General features: G+C 67.9%; 14 protein-coding genes. 9 read left to right on the forward strand and 5 right to left on the reverse strand.

Annotated features, from left to right (window positions below; translation table 11 throughout):
• Positions 1–8 precede the first annotated feature (8 nt).
• From ACWEFV_RS01540 to ACWEFV_RS01555, 4 genes are all read left to right on the forward strand, one after another.
• Positions 9–740, forward strand: a complete 732-nt coding sequence (locus ACWEFV_RS01540; protein WP_450068831.1) for an SDR family NAD(P)-dependent oxidoreductase — start codon at positions 9–11, stop codon at positions 738–740.
• Entirely contained in the window at positions 722–2,254 is a 1,533-nt protein-coding gene (locus ACWEFV_RS01545; protein ID WP_450068832.1) for a flavin-containing monooxygenase, read from the forward strand. The genes ACWEFV_RS01540 and ACWEFV_RS01545 overlap by 19 nt, the downstream gene beginning before the upstream one ends.
• 3 nt (positions 2,255–2,257) lie before the next feature.
• The gene (locus tag ACWEFV_RS01550) at positions 2,258–3,181 is read left to right on the forward strand and encodes an alpha/beta hydrolase (protein ID WP_450068833.1); all 924 of its coding nucleotides are present in this window, start codon (positions 2,258–2,260) and stop codon (positions 3,179–3,181) included.
• Between the two features lie 191 nt (positions 3,182–3,372).
• Positions 3,373–4,611, forward strand: coding sequence for a MinD/ParA family ATP-binding protein (locus tag ACWEFV_RS01555; RefSeq protein WP_450068834.1), 1,239 nt, complete (start codon positions 3,373–3,375; stop codon positions 4,609–4,611).
• Here ACWEFV_RS01555 and ACWEFV_RS01560 read toward each other — a convergent pair.
• Both ACWEFV_RS01560 and ACWEFV_RS01565 read right to left on the reverse strand, forming a co-directional pair.
• A complete protein-coding gene (locus ACWEFV_RS01560) occupies positions 4,603–5,082 on the reverse strand; it encodes an SRPBCC family protein (RefSeq protein ID WP_450068835.1) in 480 nt (159 codons plus the stop codon). The two genes, ACWEFV_RS01555 and ACWEFV_RS01560, sit on opposite strands and share 9 nt — an antisense overlap.
• Positions 5,083–5,110: 28 nt before the next feature.
• The gene (locus ACWEFV_RS01565; RefSeq protein WP_450068836.1) at positions 5,111–5,818 is read right to left on the reverse strand and encodes a DUF427 domain-containing protein; all 708 of its coding nucleotides are present in this window, start codon (positions 5,816–5,818) and stop codon (positions 5,111–5,113) included.
• A gap of 209 nt (positions 5,819–6,027) precedes the next feature.
• Between ACWEFV_RS01565 and ACWEFV_RS01570 the strand changes: the two genes are divergently transcribed.
• Together ACWEFV_RS01570 and ACWEFV_RS01575 are read left to right on the forward strand one after the other, a co-directional pair.
• On the forward strand, positions 6,028–6,621 hold the full coding sequence (locus ACWEFV_RS01570) for a hypothetical protein (RefSeq protein WP_450068837.1): 594 nt from the start codon (positions 6,028–6,030) through the stop codon (positions 6,619–6,621).
• A complete protein-coding gene (locus tag ACWEFV_RS01575; protein ID WP_450068838.1) occupies positions 6,621–7,487 on the forward strand; it encodes an acyl-CoA thioesterase in 867 nt (288 codons plus the stop codon). Before ACWEFV_RS01570 ends, ACWEFV_RS01575 begins: the two co-directional genes overlap by 1 nt.
• Positions 7,488–7,509: 22 nt before the next feature.
• Here the strand turns inward: ACWEFV_RS01575 and ACWEFV_RS01580 are convergent, their stop codons facing one another.
• Both ACWEFV_RS01580 and ACWEFV_RS01585 read right to left on the reverse strand, forming a co-directional pair.
• Positions 7,510–7,764 carry a DUF2631 domain-containing protein gene (locus ACWEFV_RS01580; protein WP_135453695.1) on the reverse strand — a complete coding sequence of 85 codons (255 nt, stop codon included), beginning with the start codon at positions 7,762–7,764 and terminating at the stop codon, positions 7,510–7,512.
• Positions 7,765–7,851: 87 nt separating this feature from the next.
• Positions 7,852–9,186 carry a cryptochrome/photolyase family protein gene (locus tag ACWEFV_RS01585; RefSeq protein ID WP_450068839.1) on the reverse strand — a complete coding sequence of 445 codons (1,335 nt, stop codon included), beginning with the start codon at positions 9,184–9,186 and terminating at the stop codon, positions 7,852–7,854.
• A 48-nt stretch (positions 9,187–9,234) separates the two neighbouring features.
• Between ACWEFV_RS01585 and ACWEFV_RS01590 the strand changes: the two genes are divergently transcribed.
• The 3 genes from ACWEFV_RS01590 to ACWEFV_RS01600 are packed head-to-tail and all read left to right on the forward strand — an operon-like array spanning position 9,235 to position 11,462.
• Positions 9,235–10,104 (forward strand): TIGR03619 family F420-dependent LLM class oxidoreductase, encoded by an 870-nt coding sequence (locus tag ACWEFV_RS01590; RefSeq protein WP_450068840.1) that lies wholly within the window; start codon positions 9,235–9,237, stop codon positions 10,102–10,104.
• A gap of 53 nt (positions 10,105–10,157) precedes the next feature.
• Positions 10,158–10,634, forward strand: coding sequence for a histidine kinase (locus tag ACWEFV_RS01595; protein ID WP_450068841.1), 477 nt, complete (start codon positions 10,158–10,160; stop codon positions 10,632–10,634).
• A gap of 21 nt (positions 10,635–10,655) precedes the next feature.
• Complete coding sequence (locus ACWEFV_RS01600; RefSeq protein ID WP_135453699.1) at positions 10,656–11,462, forward strand: DUF4097 family beta strand repeat-containing protein; 807 nt, start codon at positions 10,656–10,658, stop codon at positions 11,460–11,462.
• Here ACWEFV_RS01600 and ACWEFV_RS01605 read toward each other — a convergent pair.
• Positions 11,459–11,911, reverse strand: coding sequence for a nitroreductase family deazaflavin-dependent oxidoreductase (locus ACWEFV_RS01605; protein ID WP_135453700.1), 453 nt, complete (start codon positions 11,909–11,911; stop codon positions 11,459–11,461). The genes ACWEFV_RS01600 and ACWEFV_RS01605 overlap by 4 nt on opposite strands.
• Positions 11,912–11,914 lie beyond the last annotated feature (3 nt).

An 11,914-nucleotide genomic window follows, 5' to 3' on the forward strand; every position in this document is an offset into this window, starting at 1 on the left:
CAGGAGCAGTGCCGAGCAGCGATCGGGTCGCGCTGGTGACCGGCGCCGCGCGTGGCCAGGGCGCGGCCATCGTGCGCCGGCTGGTGGCCGACGGCTACCGGGTGACAGCAGCTGATCTGCTGATCGACGAACTGGCCGCCAGCACAGCCGAATTCGGTGACCAGGTGCTGGCCGTCCAGCTGGACGTGACCTCGGCCGAGCAATGGCAGGCCGCGGTGCGGGCCACCGTCGAGCGGTTCGGCGGGCTCAACGCGCTGGTCAACAACGCCGGTGTGCTGCACCGCGCCTCGATCGCCGAGGAAACGCCGGCCGGATTCGAAGGATCCTGGCGGGTCAACTGCCTGGGCCCCTTCCTCGGATTGCAGGCAGCCCTCGAGCCCCTCCGGCAGGCCGAAGGCGCTGCCGTGGTGAACACCTGCAGCACCGGCGCCGTCCGGCCGTTCCCGTACCACGCGGCCTACGGGTCGTCGAAGTGGGCGCTGCGCGGCCTCACCCAGCTGGCCGCCGCCGAACTGGGCCGCGACGGTATCCGGGTCAACGCGGTGTTCCCCGGGCCTGTCGAGACACCGATGCTCGACGAGTCGACTCAGGCCCGGCTGGTCGACCGGGCCACCCTCGGGCGGTTGGGTAAGCCGACCGAAATCGCCGACGCCGTGGCATTTCTGTTGTCCGGCCAGGCGACCTTCATCACCGGCTCCGAGCTCCTCGTCGACGGCGGCCAATGTCTGCAGATCGGATAGTGCGCATGTCGAGCTCACCCTCGGTGGGGATCATCGGTGCCGGCCCGGGCGGGCTGGCGCTCGGAATCTTCCTGAAAAAGGCGGGTTTTGACGATTTCACGATCTTCGACCGCGAAGACGGGATCGGTGGCACCTGGCGGATCAACACCTATCCGGGCCTGGCCTGCGACGTGAAGTCACACCTGTACTCCTACTCCTTCGATCTCAACGCCGGCTGGAGCCGGCTGTGGGCCGGGCAGCCGGAGATCCTGGAGTACTTCGAGCGGTGCGCCGAGCGCTACCGCCTGGGCTCGCACCTGCAGCTGAACACCGAGATCATCGCGGCGCGGTGGGATTCCGACGCCAACAACTGGGTGTTGACCACCGCGGCCGGGGCGCAGCGCCGCTTCGACATCGTGGTCTCGGCGATCGGCCTGTTCACCCAACCGTTGCAACCAGATCTGGTGGCCGAGGAACCGTTCACCGGCACCCTCATGCACACCGCGGAGTGGGACCACAGCGTCGACCTCGACGGGGCGCGGGTAGCCGTACTCGGCACCGGATCGACTGCCTCCCAGGTGGTTCCGGAGATGGCGAAGGTCGCCGAGAAGGTGTACTCGGTCCAGCGCTCGGCGACCTGGGTGCTGCCGAAACCCGACCGGCCGTACACCGACCGGGAGCGCTGGCTGTTCGCCCATGTGCCGTTCGCGAAGAAGATCTACCGGACCCGGCTGTGGCTGCGCAGCGAGTCCAACATCGCCGTCATCGAGAACGGCAGCGACAAGACGCAGGAATTCAAGGCACTCGCGCTCAACCTCCTCGAATCAACCGTGGCCGACGAGGAATTGCGGGCCCGGCTCACCCCGGACCATCCGCTGGGCTGCAAGCGCCTGGTGTTCTCGCCGGATTTCATCGCGACCCTGACCCGGCCCAACGTCGAGGTGGTGTCCAGCCCGGCCCGTGCGTTGCGGGCCCGGTCGCTGGTCACCGAGGACGGTCGGGAAATCGACGTCGATGTGGTGGTGTGCGCCACCGGGTATGCGGCCGCCGACTATCTGGGGCAGATCGAGGTGACCGGCGAAAACGGGGTGTCGCTGCACGACACCTGGAGTGACGGGGCATTCGCCTACCTGGGGATGGCGGTGCCCGGTTTCCCCAACTTCTTCATGCTGTACGGGCCCAACACCAATGTCGGCTCCAACAGCGTCATCTTCATCCTGGAGGCGCAGGCCCGCTACGTGGTGCGGGCACTGAAACACCTTCGGCGCAAACGCAAGTCCTATGTGGCGGTGCGTCCCAGCGCCATGGCCGCGTTTCTCGCCGACATCGACCGGTGGATGCAGGGCACGGTGTGGCTGACCCGGTGCAGCAGCTATTTCCGGGCGCCCAGCGGCCGGGTGGTCACCCAATGGCCACGCAGCGCCCGCGCATTCTGGTCGATGACCCGCCGGTTCCGGTCCGCCGACTACACTTTCGAACCGCACACCAACTACCCGGCCCCGGTCTCCGCGGCCGCCGATCGGACGGACGGCTGAGCCATGCCCTGGCTGGAGCGCCTCGACCCCGCGTTGCACGGATTTGCCGAGGCGCGCACCGATCTGACCACGGACCAGTTGGGCGTGGTGCGTTCCTCACTGGATCAGCGGCGCCGTGACGCTGCGCAGGTCCTGGACACGCCGGGCGTGGAGATCGTCGGCGCCGGCGTCGCGCTCGGACGTCGCACCATCCCGGTGCGGATCTATCGCGGCGGACCCTCGCCGTCGCCCGCGGTGGTGTACTGCCATTCGGGTGCCTTCGTCCTGGGCAACCTCGACACCGACCAGATCCAGTGTGTGGAGTTGGCCCGGCGAGCCCGGTGCACCGTGATCTCGATGGATTATCGATTGGCACCGGAGTATCCGTATCCGGCCGCCTTCGATGACGCGATGGTGGTGCTCAACTGGGCGGCCACGCTGGCCGCTGAGCTCGACATCGACGCGGGCCGCATCGCGGTTGCCGGCAACAGCGCGGGTGGCGCTCTGGCCGCGCTGCTGGCACAGCACTCCGCAGCCGGTTCCGCGCCACCGATCGTGTTCCAGTCGCTGCACCAGCCGGTGCTCGACGACCGGCCCACCCGGTCGAAGGAGGAGTTCGCCGACACACCGGGCTTCGACGGTCCGGCGACCATCGCGATGTGGCGGCACTATGTGGGCGGCCGGGACGTGCCGGAGGCGGCGGTGCCGGCCCGCGGCGCCACACTGACCGGTGTGGCGCCGGCGCTGATCACCTGTTCGGAGCTCGATCCGCTTCGCGACGAAGCGCTCGACTATGCGCGTCGGCTGTTGGCCGCGGGCGTTGCCACGGAACTGCATCTGTTTCCCGGGACGTGCCACGGCTTCGATTCGCTGCTTCCGGAGTGGGAGGTCAGCCAACAACTGTTCGCGTTACAGGGCGCGGCGCTGCGCCGTGCGCTGCACGGTTGAGCTGGTAGCTGGGGCACCCCGGCGGGCGCTCGGCAGTGGTTGTGATCGACGTTGTGGGCAATAATGCAGGTCTGTTGCAAGTGAAAACTCGCGCGGACAATTCGGTGCGGCCGGTGCGCCGACGGCCTCGGCGGTGCACCCGAGGGTCAACCTGGTCGCGTCGGGAGCGAGTGAGCGATTGAGAGGTAAACATGTCGGCCGACGACGACCGGCTCATGTACTCCGGCGATGCCAAGCATGCCCGGGACCCGCTGGCGTACGGCGGGCTTGACGCGCTGCTGGGCGGACCGGTCGCGGCGCTGCCGAGCGGGCGGTCCCGGCACGGCGACACCAGGGTATCGACGCCACCGATCGTTCTGACCTCGAATTTCGCCGCCCCCCGCGAGGCGGAGATCACCGCCAAGCTGCCCGTGGTTCCGGGCCGTCCGATCAGCGGGTCGTCCTCGGCCGGCAGCTGGATCCTGGAGCAACCGATCCCGCCGGCCGCACCCGGCGAGCCGCGCGCCATCGACAACCTCTCCCGCGTCGGTGTCCGCTCCTCGGTCAAGATGCAGCCACGACGCGGCTGGCGGCGGGCGGTCTATGCCACCACCCGCCTCAACCTCGGGCTGTCCCGCGACGAACTCTACGAACTGGATCTGTACGCGAGGGTGCGCCGCACGGCCCGCGAATCCCACCAGATCGGTGTCTTCGGCCTCAAGGGCGGCGTCGGCAAGACCGCCGTCACCGTCGCGCTCGGATCGGTGCTCAGCGCCGTGCGCGGTGACCGCATCCTCGCCGTCGACGCCGATCCGGCCGGCGGCAACCTGGCCGACCGGGTGGGACGGCAGTCCGCGGCGACGGTGAGCGACCTCCTGGCCGCCAAGGACCTGTCGCGCTACAACGATGTCCGAGCCTTCACCAGCATGAACGAGTCCAAGCTTGAGGTGCTGTCCAGCGATGAGTACAGCGGCGCGAGCCGCGCGTTCAACGATGCCGATTGGAATGCCGCGACCGCCACGGTCTCCAAGCACTACAACCTGATCCTGGCCGATTGCGCGGCGGACATGTTCGCCTCGGCGGGCCGTGGCGTCCTGGCGACGGTTTCCGGTGCCGTCATCGTGGCCAGTGCCTCGATCGACGGTGCCCGGCAAGCTGCCGTGACCATGGACTGGCTGCGGCACAACGGCTACCAGGACCTGCTGAACCGCTCCTGCGTGGTGGTCAACCACGTCGGGCCGCGGAAACCCAATGTGAACACCGGCGACCTGGTGCACCAGTTCCAGAAGCATGTGGCCCCGGGCCGGGTGTTCGTGTTGCCGTGGGACAAGCACATCGCCGCGGGCACCGAGATCCATTTCGACCTGCTGCGCCCGGCGTTCCGGCGCCGCACGCTCGAGTTGGCGGCGGCGCTGTCCGACGATTTCGAGGGCGGCGCGGCGCTAGCTTGAACTGAGCGCCAGTTCCCGACCCACCGCGGCGTGATACCTGTCGATGTTGGCCGGATTGACCACACGGAACAGCGCGTCCGGTAGCGGGGCGTCCTTGTATGCCTCGATGGTCATCGTGCGGCTGAACAGCGTGATGTCGTTGCCCGGGCGGGTGAACTGATACTGCACGGTGATGCGGCCTTCCATGCCGCCGTTTCCTTCACGGTCATGGCCGAGCCGGCCCACCGAATTGAACACCCACATGCGCGGTCGCATGGCGATCGCCAGGTGCCAGGTGTAGATCTGTGCGCCGTCGGGTCCGGCCTCGGTCCAGGTATCGCCAACCTGCAGCGGTAGCCGCTCCGGTAGTCCGCCGATGTGCGCGCTGCCCGGATACGTCTTCACCCAGTTCGCCGGATTGGTGACGAAGTCGTAGACCTCCTCGGCGGATTGGGTGAAGGCCGTCTCGGAGGTGGTGGTCACGATGCCCAATGGTGTTCGCTTTCCTCGGTTTTGCAGGTCAGAGTTCGCAACCGCACGTGGCCGACGCCCCGGACGAAGGGAGTTCGGCGAGCACGTCCACGCGCGTCGCGTCGAAGCTGAGGAACCCCTGGATCGGCAGGGATTCCGGTGGGGTGTCGGGGTAGCTCCACGCCACATCGGCGATGACGGTGTCGCCCACGGCCACCGACCAGTAGGTGGCCGTGCCCTTGTAGTTGCAGTACGACGTGGTCGTGCTGGGCCGCAGCAGGTCGGTGCGGACCCGGGCGGGATCCACATAGAGGCGCGGCTCCAGGGCTGTCTCGAAGACGATCGCCGTCTCGTCGGTGTCGACGAGGACGGCGTCGGCGGCCGTCACCCGCAGACCGCGGCGGGTCGGCCGGCAGTCGATCCGGTGGTAGGGGTTGGGTGGGTAGTGCACCAGCTTGCGGCCCTCTTCGAACCACGCGTCGACGGCATCCCAGGGCACTGCGACGTACCCCGGTGCTTCGGCTATCGGCTCGTGCGGAAGATCGCCGACCTCATCGCTGCGGAACGCATAGCTGAGCGGTTGTCCGGCGCGGTGCACCATCAGGGCGTGTTCCGTGTCGAGCAGGACGGTGTCGCCGCGGAAGGCCTGGATGCGGCGCGGATGGGGCTCGATGTAGACCGTGCCTTCTGTCAGCGGGGGCGTGAACCAACCGGCCGGTTGTGTACTCAACGGACCCCGCCCTGCGACGAGACTCATTGCAGCACCTCCAATTTGGCTGATGGGCTGGGACCCGGGCGCGTCAGTGGGACGCATCGGTGCGATCGTTCGGCCGATGGTTGCGTCCAGATAGAAGCTTTACAGATTCTCTTGAGAATGTCACGCTGTTGGATGAGGCGGGCCACACCGCAACACCCCCGTCGAGAGTGTCGGCCGATCAGCCCTTTGGACCCGGATTGGATGCCCCTATGTCCCCACAGTCAGGAATGTCCGCGCAGTTGTCGGAGGAGCGCGGCGACGGCAATATGCTCGCGGTCCCGTTCGCCCGGCCGCGGGTGCGTCCCGAGAAGGCCCTGCGGTACGAGCTGAACGTGGTGGCTGCCGATGTCGCCGAAGCTGTGTCGGGCATCGGTGGATGGTTGTTCGACCGGGCGATGGCGGGCTGGCGGGTCAGTGTCGCCGCCGGCGAGGCCGGAGATGAGCGTGCGTTGCGCATCCTCGGGCTGAAAGCCGTTGACCTGAACGGGCTGTGGCGATCAGGGGCGGCGGACTCGGTCGCGATGACGGCGATCGGCACGTCGCGCCTCGAATCCGGTGACCACGGCCTCGCCTCGCGGAGTCCCGTTGGCGACGTGGTCTACTTCGGGCCGCACGCTCCGGTCGGCCTTGGCGTGCAGGTTCAGCGGATTCAGTACCGGCCGAGCGCGGCCGCCCTGGCGTTCAAGGCCCATGCGTTGGCCCTGGCCGGGGGAGACCCGGGGTCGGTGGGAAGCGGGGAGACTCTGTTCCGGTGTGGGCGATCGGCGGGCCTATTCGAGGCCGACCTGGTTCCGGTGTGTTGATGCCGGCGCAGGCATCAGTCGCCGGCCTGCTCGAGGTGTTCGACGTGACGCCCGCCGGTCCGGATCGATTCGTCGGCGTGACCGGGCCGACCGGAACCGACGGCAGGCGGGTGGCCAAGGGGGCGCAAGCGCTGGGCCAGGCCATTGTCGCGACGGCTAAACGGTTCCCGGACAAGATGATCCGATCAGCCCATGCGGTCTTCACCCGGCCGGTCGAGATCGACTCCACGGTCGAACTGGCGGTCACTGTGATGCACTCGGGCCGCTCGACGGCGACGGCGGTGGTCGCCGTCGAACAGGATTCGCGGCTGTGCGCGACAGTGACGGTGTTGGCCGATGTGCCCACGGCCGATGTGATCCGCCACCATGCCCTGCGGCCCGACGTCGAGACGCCGGACGACGCCCACCCGGCGGGGCAGGCCATGCTCGGCCACGAGCTGCGCCTGGTGGACGTGGTCGATGTCAACAGTCCCGACGAGGTGGGGCCACCCGAACTCTATGCCTGGTTGCGCTATGACCCGGTCCCCGAACGGGACGATCTGGCCAAGGCACTGCTGGCGTATTTCACCGGGCAACTCGGCATCTCGACCACGATGCGGCCCCATCCTGGGGTCGGCACAGCGCAGGCGCACGCGACGGTGTCGACAGCATTGATGTCGACTTCGGTCAGCTTCCACGAACCCGTGGAGTGGGATGGCTGGCTGCTCTACAGCCACGAGAGCACCGCAGCCGGACAGGGGATGTCGTATGTTCGCGGTCAGGTACACACCGAGGACGGCGAGCTGTTGGCTTCGTTCGCCCAGGAGGGGCTGATCCGCCCGATGCGACCGGTGGATACCTCGATCGACGTGCCGGCTCGGTTGTAGAGCCGGCATGCGCGATGTGCGGCTAGCGAATCCAGCCGCGGCGACGCAGCCAGATGTTGCGGCCCACCGCAAGCAGGAGGAACGCCGCGAAGGAGATCAGGAACCAGTCCTCGACGTGGCCCACGTGATTGCCGATCATCATGACCAGCAGGAAGAGCGCGGACAGGATGCCGCCGAGGTGGATCACCTTGATGTTCAGATCCGACCAGCCCCACGCTGCCGAGGGCACTTCCTCGACGTCGACGCCGTTGCTGCGCTCCACCTCGGTGCTGACCACTTTTGCTCCTCCGGATCGAACTGCCTTCTGGCTTGGCTTGCGGACATTCTGGCATACGACGCTGTGTCGTATGCCGGCCGTGGGGGGTCAACCCAGGCTTCGGTACCTCCGCAGCGCCTCCAGTCGCTCCTCGGCGTGATCGGCGATCGGTTCCGGATACGACGTCGGCCGGTCGGTCCCCAGTTTGTGCACGTTGATGACGCCGGCCAACTCCGGGACCCAGCGTCGGATGTAGTCGCCGTCTGGGTCGAACTTCGCGCCCTGCAGGTCCGGATTGAAAACGCGGAAGTACGGCGCGGCGTCGGTGCCGCAGCCGGCTGCCCACTGCCATCCGTGTTGGTTGTTGGCCAGATCGCCGTCGATCAGCTGGTCGAGAAACCAGCGCGCACCCCATTGCCAGGGCAGATGCAGGTCCTTGACCAGGAACGAAGCCACGATCATGCGCACCCGGTTGTGCATGAACCCGGTGGCGGCCAGTTGGCGCATTCCGGCGTCGACGATCGGGAATCCGGTCCGGCCGTCCTTCCATGCCTCGAATACCCGCATGGCCGCCTCATCGTCATCCAGTTCGATCGCGTCGAAGTCGTGGTTCCAGTTCTGCCACGCGCTGTCGGGCCAGTGATAGAGCACCGCCGCATAGAAATCTCGGAACGCCAGCTCGCGGAGGTAGGAATCATCGCCGGAGCCGAGGTCAACCGCCATCGTCCGAGGGTGGATGGTGCCGAACTTGAGGTGGGCCGACATCCGACTGGTGGTGTCGAGATCCGGGCGGTCGCGCCGGGCCGGGTAGTCGGTGAGTCCTTGATCCACGAATTCCCGCCACTGCGACCTCGCTGCGCGCTCACCCGCGTTGAACATCGAAGCCTCTGTCGCAGAAGGAATTTCGATGCGATCGCAGGTGCCTGCGGGTGTGTCGGCGGGGTCGATCCAGCGCGCCGAATCGGGTCCGGTATCCGCAGGAGCACGCCAGCCATGCCGGCGCCAGGCGCGGAAGAACGGCGTGAACACCCGGTACGGCGCGCCGTCCGGTTTGGTTATCCGGCCGGGCGACACCAGGTAACCCGATCCCGTTGCGCACAGGGCGGTCTCGCCGAGCGCCGCCTGGACCGTGTCGTCGCGGCGCCGCCCGAAGGGCGCGTAGTCCTGCGAGATGTGCACCGAGGTAGCGCTGATGGCCCGGGCCAGCGCCGGAATCCGCTGCTCGGGTCGGCCGCGGGTCACCAGCAGATTTCCCTCGAGGTTGTCGGACAGCTCGCGCAACGCCCGATAGAGATATGCCAGGCGACGCGGACCCGAGGATGCCTCCAATCGCGGATCGAGCACATAGCAGGCCAGTACCTCGCCGTCGGTTTGTGCTGCCTCCAGCAGGGCGGGATGGTCGAAGCAGCGCAGGTCTCGCCGAAACCACAGGAGCGTGGGCATGTGTCCATGCTGCCTATGAACACACCGGAAAACACGGAGGGTTGGTAGATGCAGTTCTGGAGCGGTACGGCATTCATGGATGTCGCCGACGCGCTGACGGTGGCGCCGTTGCTCGACGAGGCCGGCTTCCACGGCATGGTGTGCTCGGACCACATGATCTACCCGCGCGAACTGTCCTCGCCCTACCCGGATTCCCCGACCGGTAAGCCCCCGTGGGCACCCGAGACCAGCTGGCCGGACTCCTGGGTACTGATCGGGGCGATGGCGGCGCTCACGCGTCGGCTGCGTTTCTCCAATGCCGTCTACGTGGCGCCGGCGAGACCGCTGCTCGAGGTTGCCAAGCAGGTGGCGACGGCCGCGGTGATCTCGGGTGGACGGGTGGCCCTCGGTGTCGGCGTCGGCTGGATGCGGGAGGAATTCGAGCTCATGGGCCAGGATTTCGACACCCGCGGTAAGCGGCTCGACGAGATGATCCCGGCACTGCGCGAGATCTGGCGTGGCGGTTGGGTCTCGTACGAGGGGCGCTACTACTCGGTTCCCGAGCTGATGATCGAACCTCACCCGCCTGAGCCGGTGCCGATCCTGTGTGGTGGTGAATCCGAGGCGGCGCTGCGGCGCGCGGCCCGATCCTGTGACGGCTGGATCGGCTACGCCTACACCCTCGAACAGGCGACTTCCTACGCCACCCGGCTGGCCGAACTGCGCCGTGAATACGGGCGGCAACACGAGCCGTTCGACATCATCCTGGCCCTCCTCGATCCGCCCTCGCCGGATCTGTACAGGCGGGCCGAGGACCTCGGCATCACCGCGGTGATGTGCGCGCCCTGGCTGACAGCGCCCAACGGTGCCACCGGCGCCGACCGGTTCCGCGGTCCCATCGAGCGCTTCGCGGAGACCTTCATCGCGAAGCTGAAGTAACTCCGCGCGGGCTGACGCTTGCGGTGACATCAAAATGATGTCACCATGACATCATGGACTTGCAGCCGTATGTCGAGACCGTCCGGCACGAGTTCGGCGTCGCCGCGGCGGCGGGAGGCGCCGAGGCGGAGGCGTTGGCACAGCGGCTGACCGCGCCGCTGGAATCGGCGTTGCGGCTCACGCTGCTGGAAGCGCTGTCGGAGGCGGCCGAGCAGATCACGCGTGAACTCGCGCCCGGATCCGTGCACGTCCGGCTCAACGGCCGTGACCCCGAGTTCACTGTCGAGCCCGCCGAGGCCGACGTTCCCGCGCCGGCACCGGTGGTGGACGTCCCCGACGATGACGGCGGCGGCACCTGGCGGGTGTCGTTGCGACTCCCGGAGAGCCTGCGCGCCGGGGTGGAGGGCGCCGCCCGCCGCGACGGTGTGTCGGTGAACGCCTGGCTCGTACGTTCCGCTGCGGCGGCCCTCGGTGGGGCCGGACGTCCGAGCCGTGGCAGCGACAAGAACTTCAGCGGCTGGGTCCGCTGAATCTGACCGAAGGAGAATCCGATGACCACGTTCCACACAGCCGAACCCATCACGGCCGTCGTCGAAGTCGTTGCCGGTGCGGTGCACCTGGCAGCCACCGACCGTGACGACACCGTCGTCGACATCGCGCCGCGGGATCCCGAGCGCGCCTCCGATGTGCGCGCGGCCGAACAGGCCCGCGTCGATTTTCACAACGGCACCCTCGTGGTGACCGCAGGCAGAAAGGTCCTGTCATTGGGACGCGGGGGAGCGGTCCGCGTCGACATCGCCCTGCCGACAGGCTCTCGACTGAACCTGTCCTCCGCGTCGGCCGACATCGACGCGGACGGCGTCTACTCGGACTGCCGCTGTGCCTCTGCCAGTGGTGCGGTACGGGTGGCGACCATTACCGGGAACATCAAGGCGGACAGCGCATCCGGCGATATCTCGATTGGCGATGTCGCGGGCAACGCTCAGATCGCCACGGCGTCCGGTGATGCGTCGATCGATCGCATCGACGGAGACGTCAAGTTCCAGGCGGCCAGCGGCAGCCTGGCGGTCGGGACGTTGCGTGGGCACCTCAAGCATCAGGCCGCGTCGGGTTCTGTCACCGTCGGGGTCGGGATCAGCGGTGCCCTGAGCGCCCAGACCGGTAGCGGTGAGGTCGAAGTCGGCATTCCGGAGGGCACCGCGGCGCGGCTCGAGCTCAAGACCCACTCGGGCACCGTCGACAACGGTTTGCAGGCCTCCGAGGGGCCAGCCGACGGCGACGAGACGTTCATGGTGCACGCCCGCACCGGCTCGGGAGACATCTCGATCCGCCGCGCCGTCACATCGGCCGCCTCCTAGGCGGGATCGAACCGGAACACCGTCAGGCGTCCGGCCAGCTTCTCGAATTCCTCTGGTGTGCCATCGATGACGAGGCCGCTGCGTTTGGCGAAGCCGACACCGACCGGCACCTTGACCGCGAACGCGCGCAGCACCGGACGCGACTGGTCCGGCGTGAGTTCGACGATTCGCACCGGCCGGGACCGCCGGCCCCGGGTCAGTGTCCCGGTTCCGGCGGCCCGGGCATTGGCCGCCCAGTCCGAGCCGGGATAGCCCGCCACGGTGTACAGGCCGCCGTCGTGGTCGAACGGCGTCATCGGAGTGCTGCGGAGCTTGCCGGTCTTGCGCCCCGGGACGGTCAGCACCATCGCCGGCCCGGTGGGGAGTCCGAGGCGCTGCACCGCCATCATCACCTTGTTCATCGGCTTGAGCCAGCGTGGTGGCTGCGGCTCGGTCCTCTGCTCTGACATGTC

The sequence above is a fragment of the Mycobacterium sp. NPDC004974 genome, from assembly GCF_053600815.1.

Coding starts and splice junctions, on each gene's coding strand:
- ACWEFV_RS01545 (WP_450068832.1), top strand. CDS start 722: ATGTCTGCAGATCGGATAGTGCGCATGTCGAGCTCACCCTCGGTGGGG.
- ACWEFV_RS01550 (WP_450068833.1), top strand. CDS start 2,258: ATGCCCTGGCTGGAGCGCCTCGACCCCGCGTTGCACGGATTTGCCGAG.
- ACWEFV_RS01555 (WP_450068834.1), top strand. CDS start 3,373: ATGTCGGCCGACGACGACCGGCTCATGTACTCCGGCGATGCCAAGCAT.
- ACWEFV_RS01565 (WP_450068836.1), bottom strand. CDS start 5,818: ATGAGTCTCGTCGCAGGGCGGGGTCCGTTGAGTACACAACCGGCCGGT.
- ACWEFV_RS01570 (WP_450068837.1), top strand. CDS start 6,028: ATGTCCCCACAGTCAGGAATGTCCGCGCAGTTGTCGGAGGAGCGCGGC.
- ACWEFV_RS01575 (WP_450068838.1), top strand. CDS start 6,621: ATGCCGGCGCAGGCATCAGTCGCCGGCCTGCTCGAGGTGTTCGACGTG.
- ACWEFV_RS01585 (WP_450068839.1), bottom strand. CDS start 9,186: ATGCCCACGCTCCTGTGGTTTCGGCGAGACCTGCGCTGCTTCGACCAT.
- ACWEFV_RS01590 (WP_450068840.1), top strand. CDS start 9,235: ATGCAGTTCTGGAGCGGTACGGCATTCATGGATGTCGCCGACGCGCTG.
- ACWEFV_RS01595 (WP_450068841.1), top strand. CDS start 10,158: ATGGACTTGCAGCCGTATGTCGAGACCGTCCGGCACGAGTTCGGCGTC.
- ACWEFV_RS01600 (WP_135453699.1), top strand. CDS start 10,656: ATGACCACGTTCCACACAGCCGAACCCATCACGGCCGTCGTCGAAGTC.
- ACWEFV_RS01605 (WP_135453700.1), bottom strand. CDS start 11,911: ATGTCAGAGCAGAGGACCGAGCCGCAGCCACCACGCTGGCTCAAGCCG.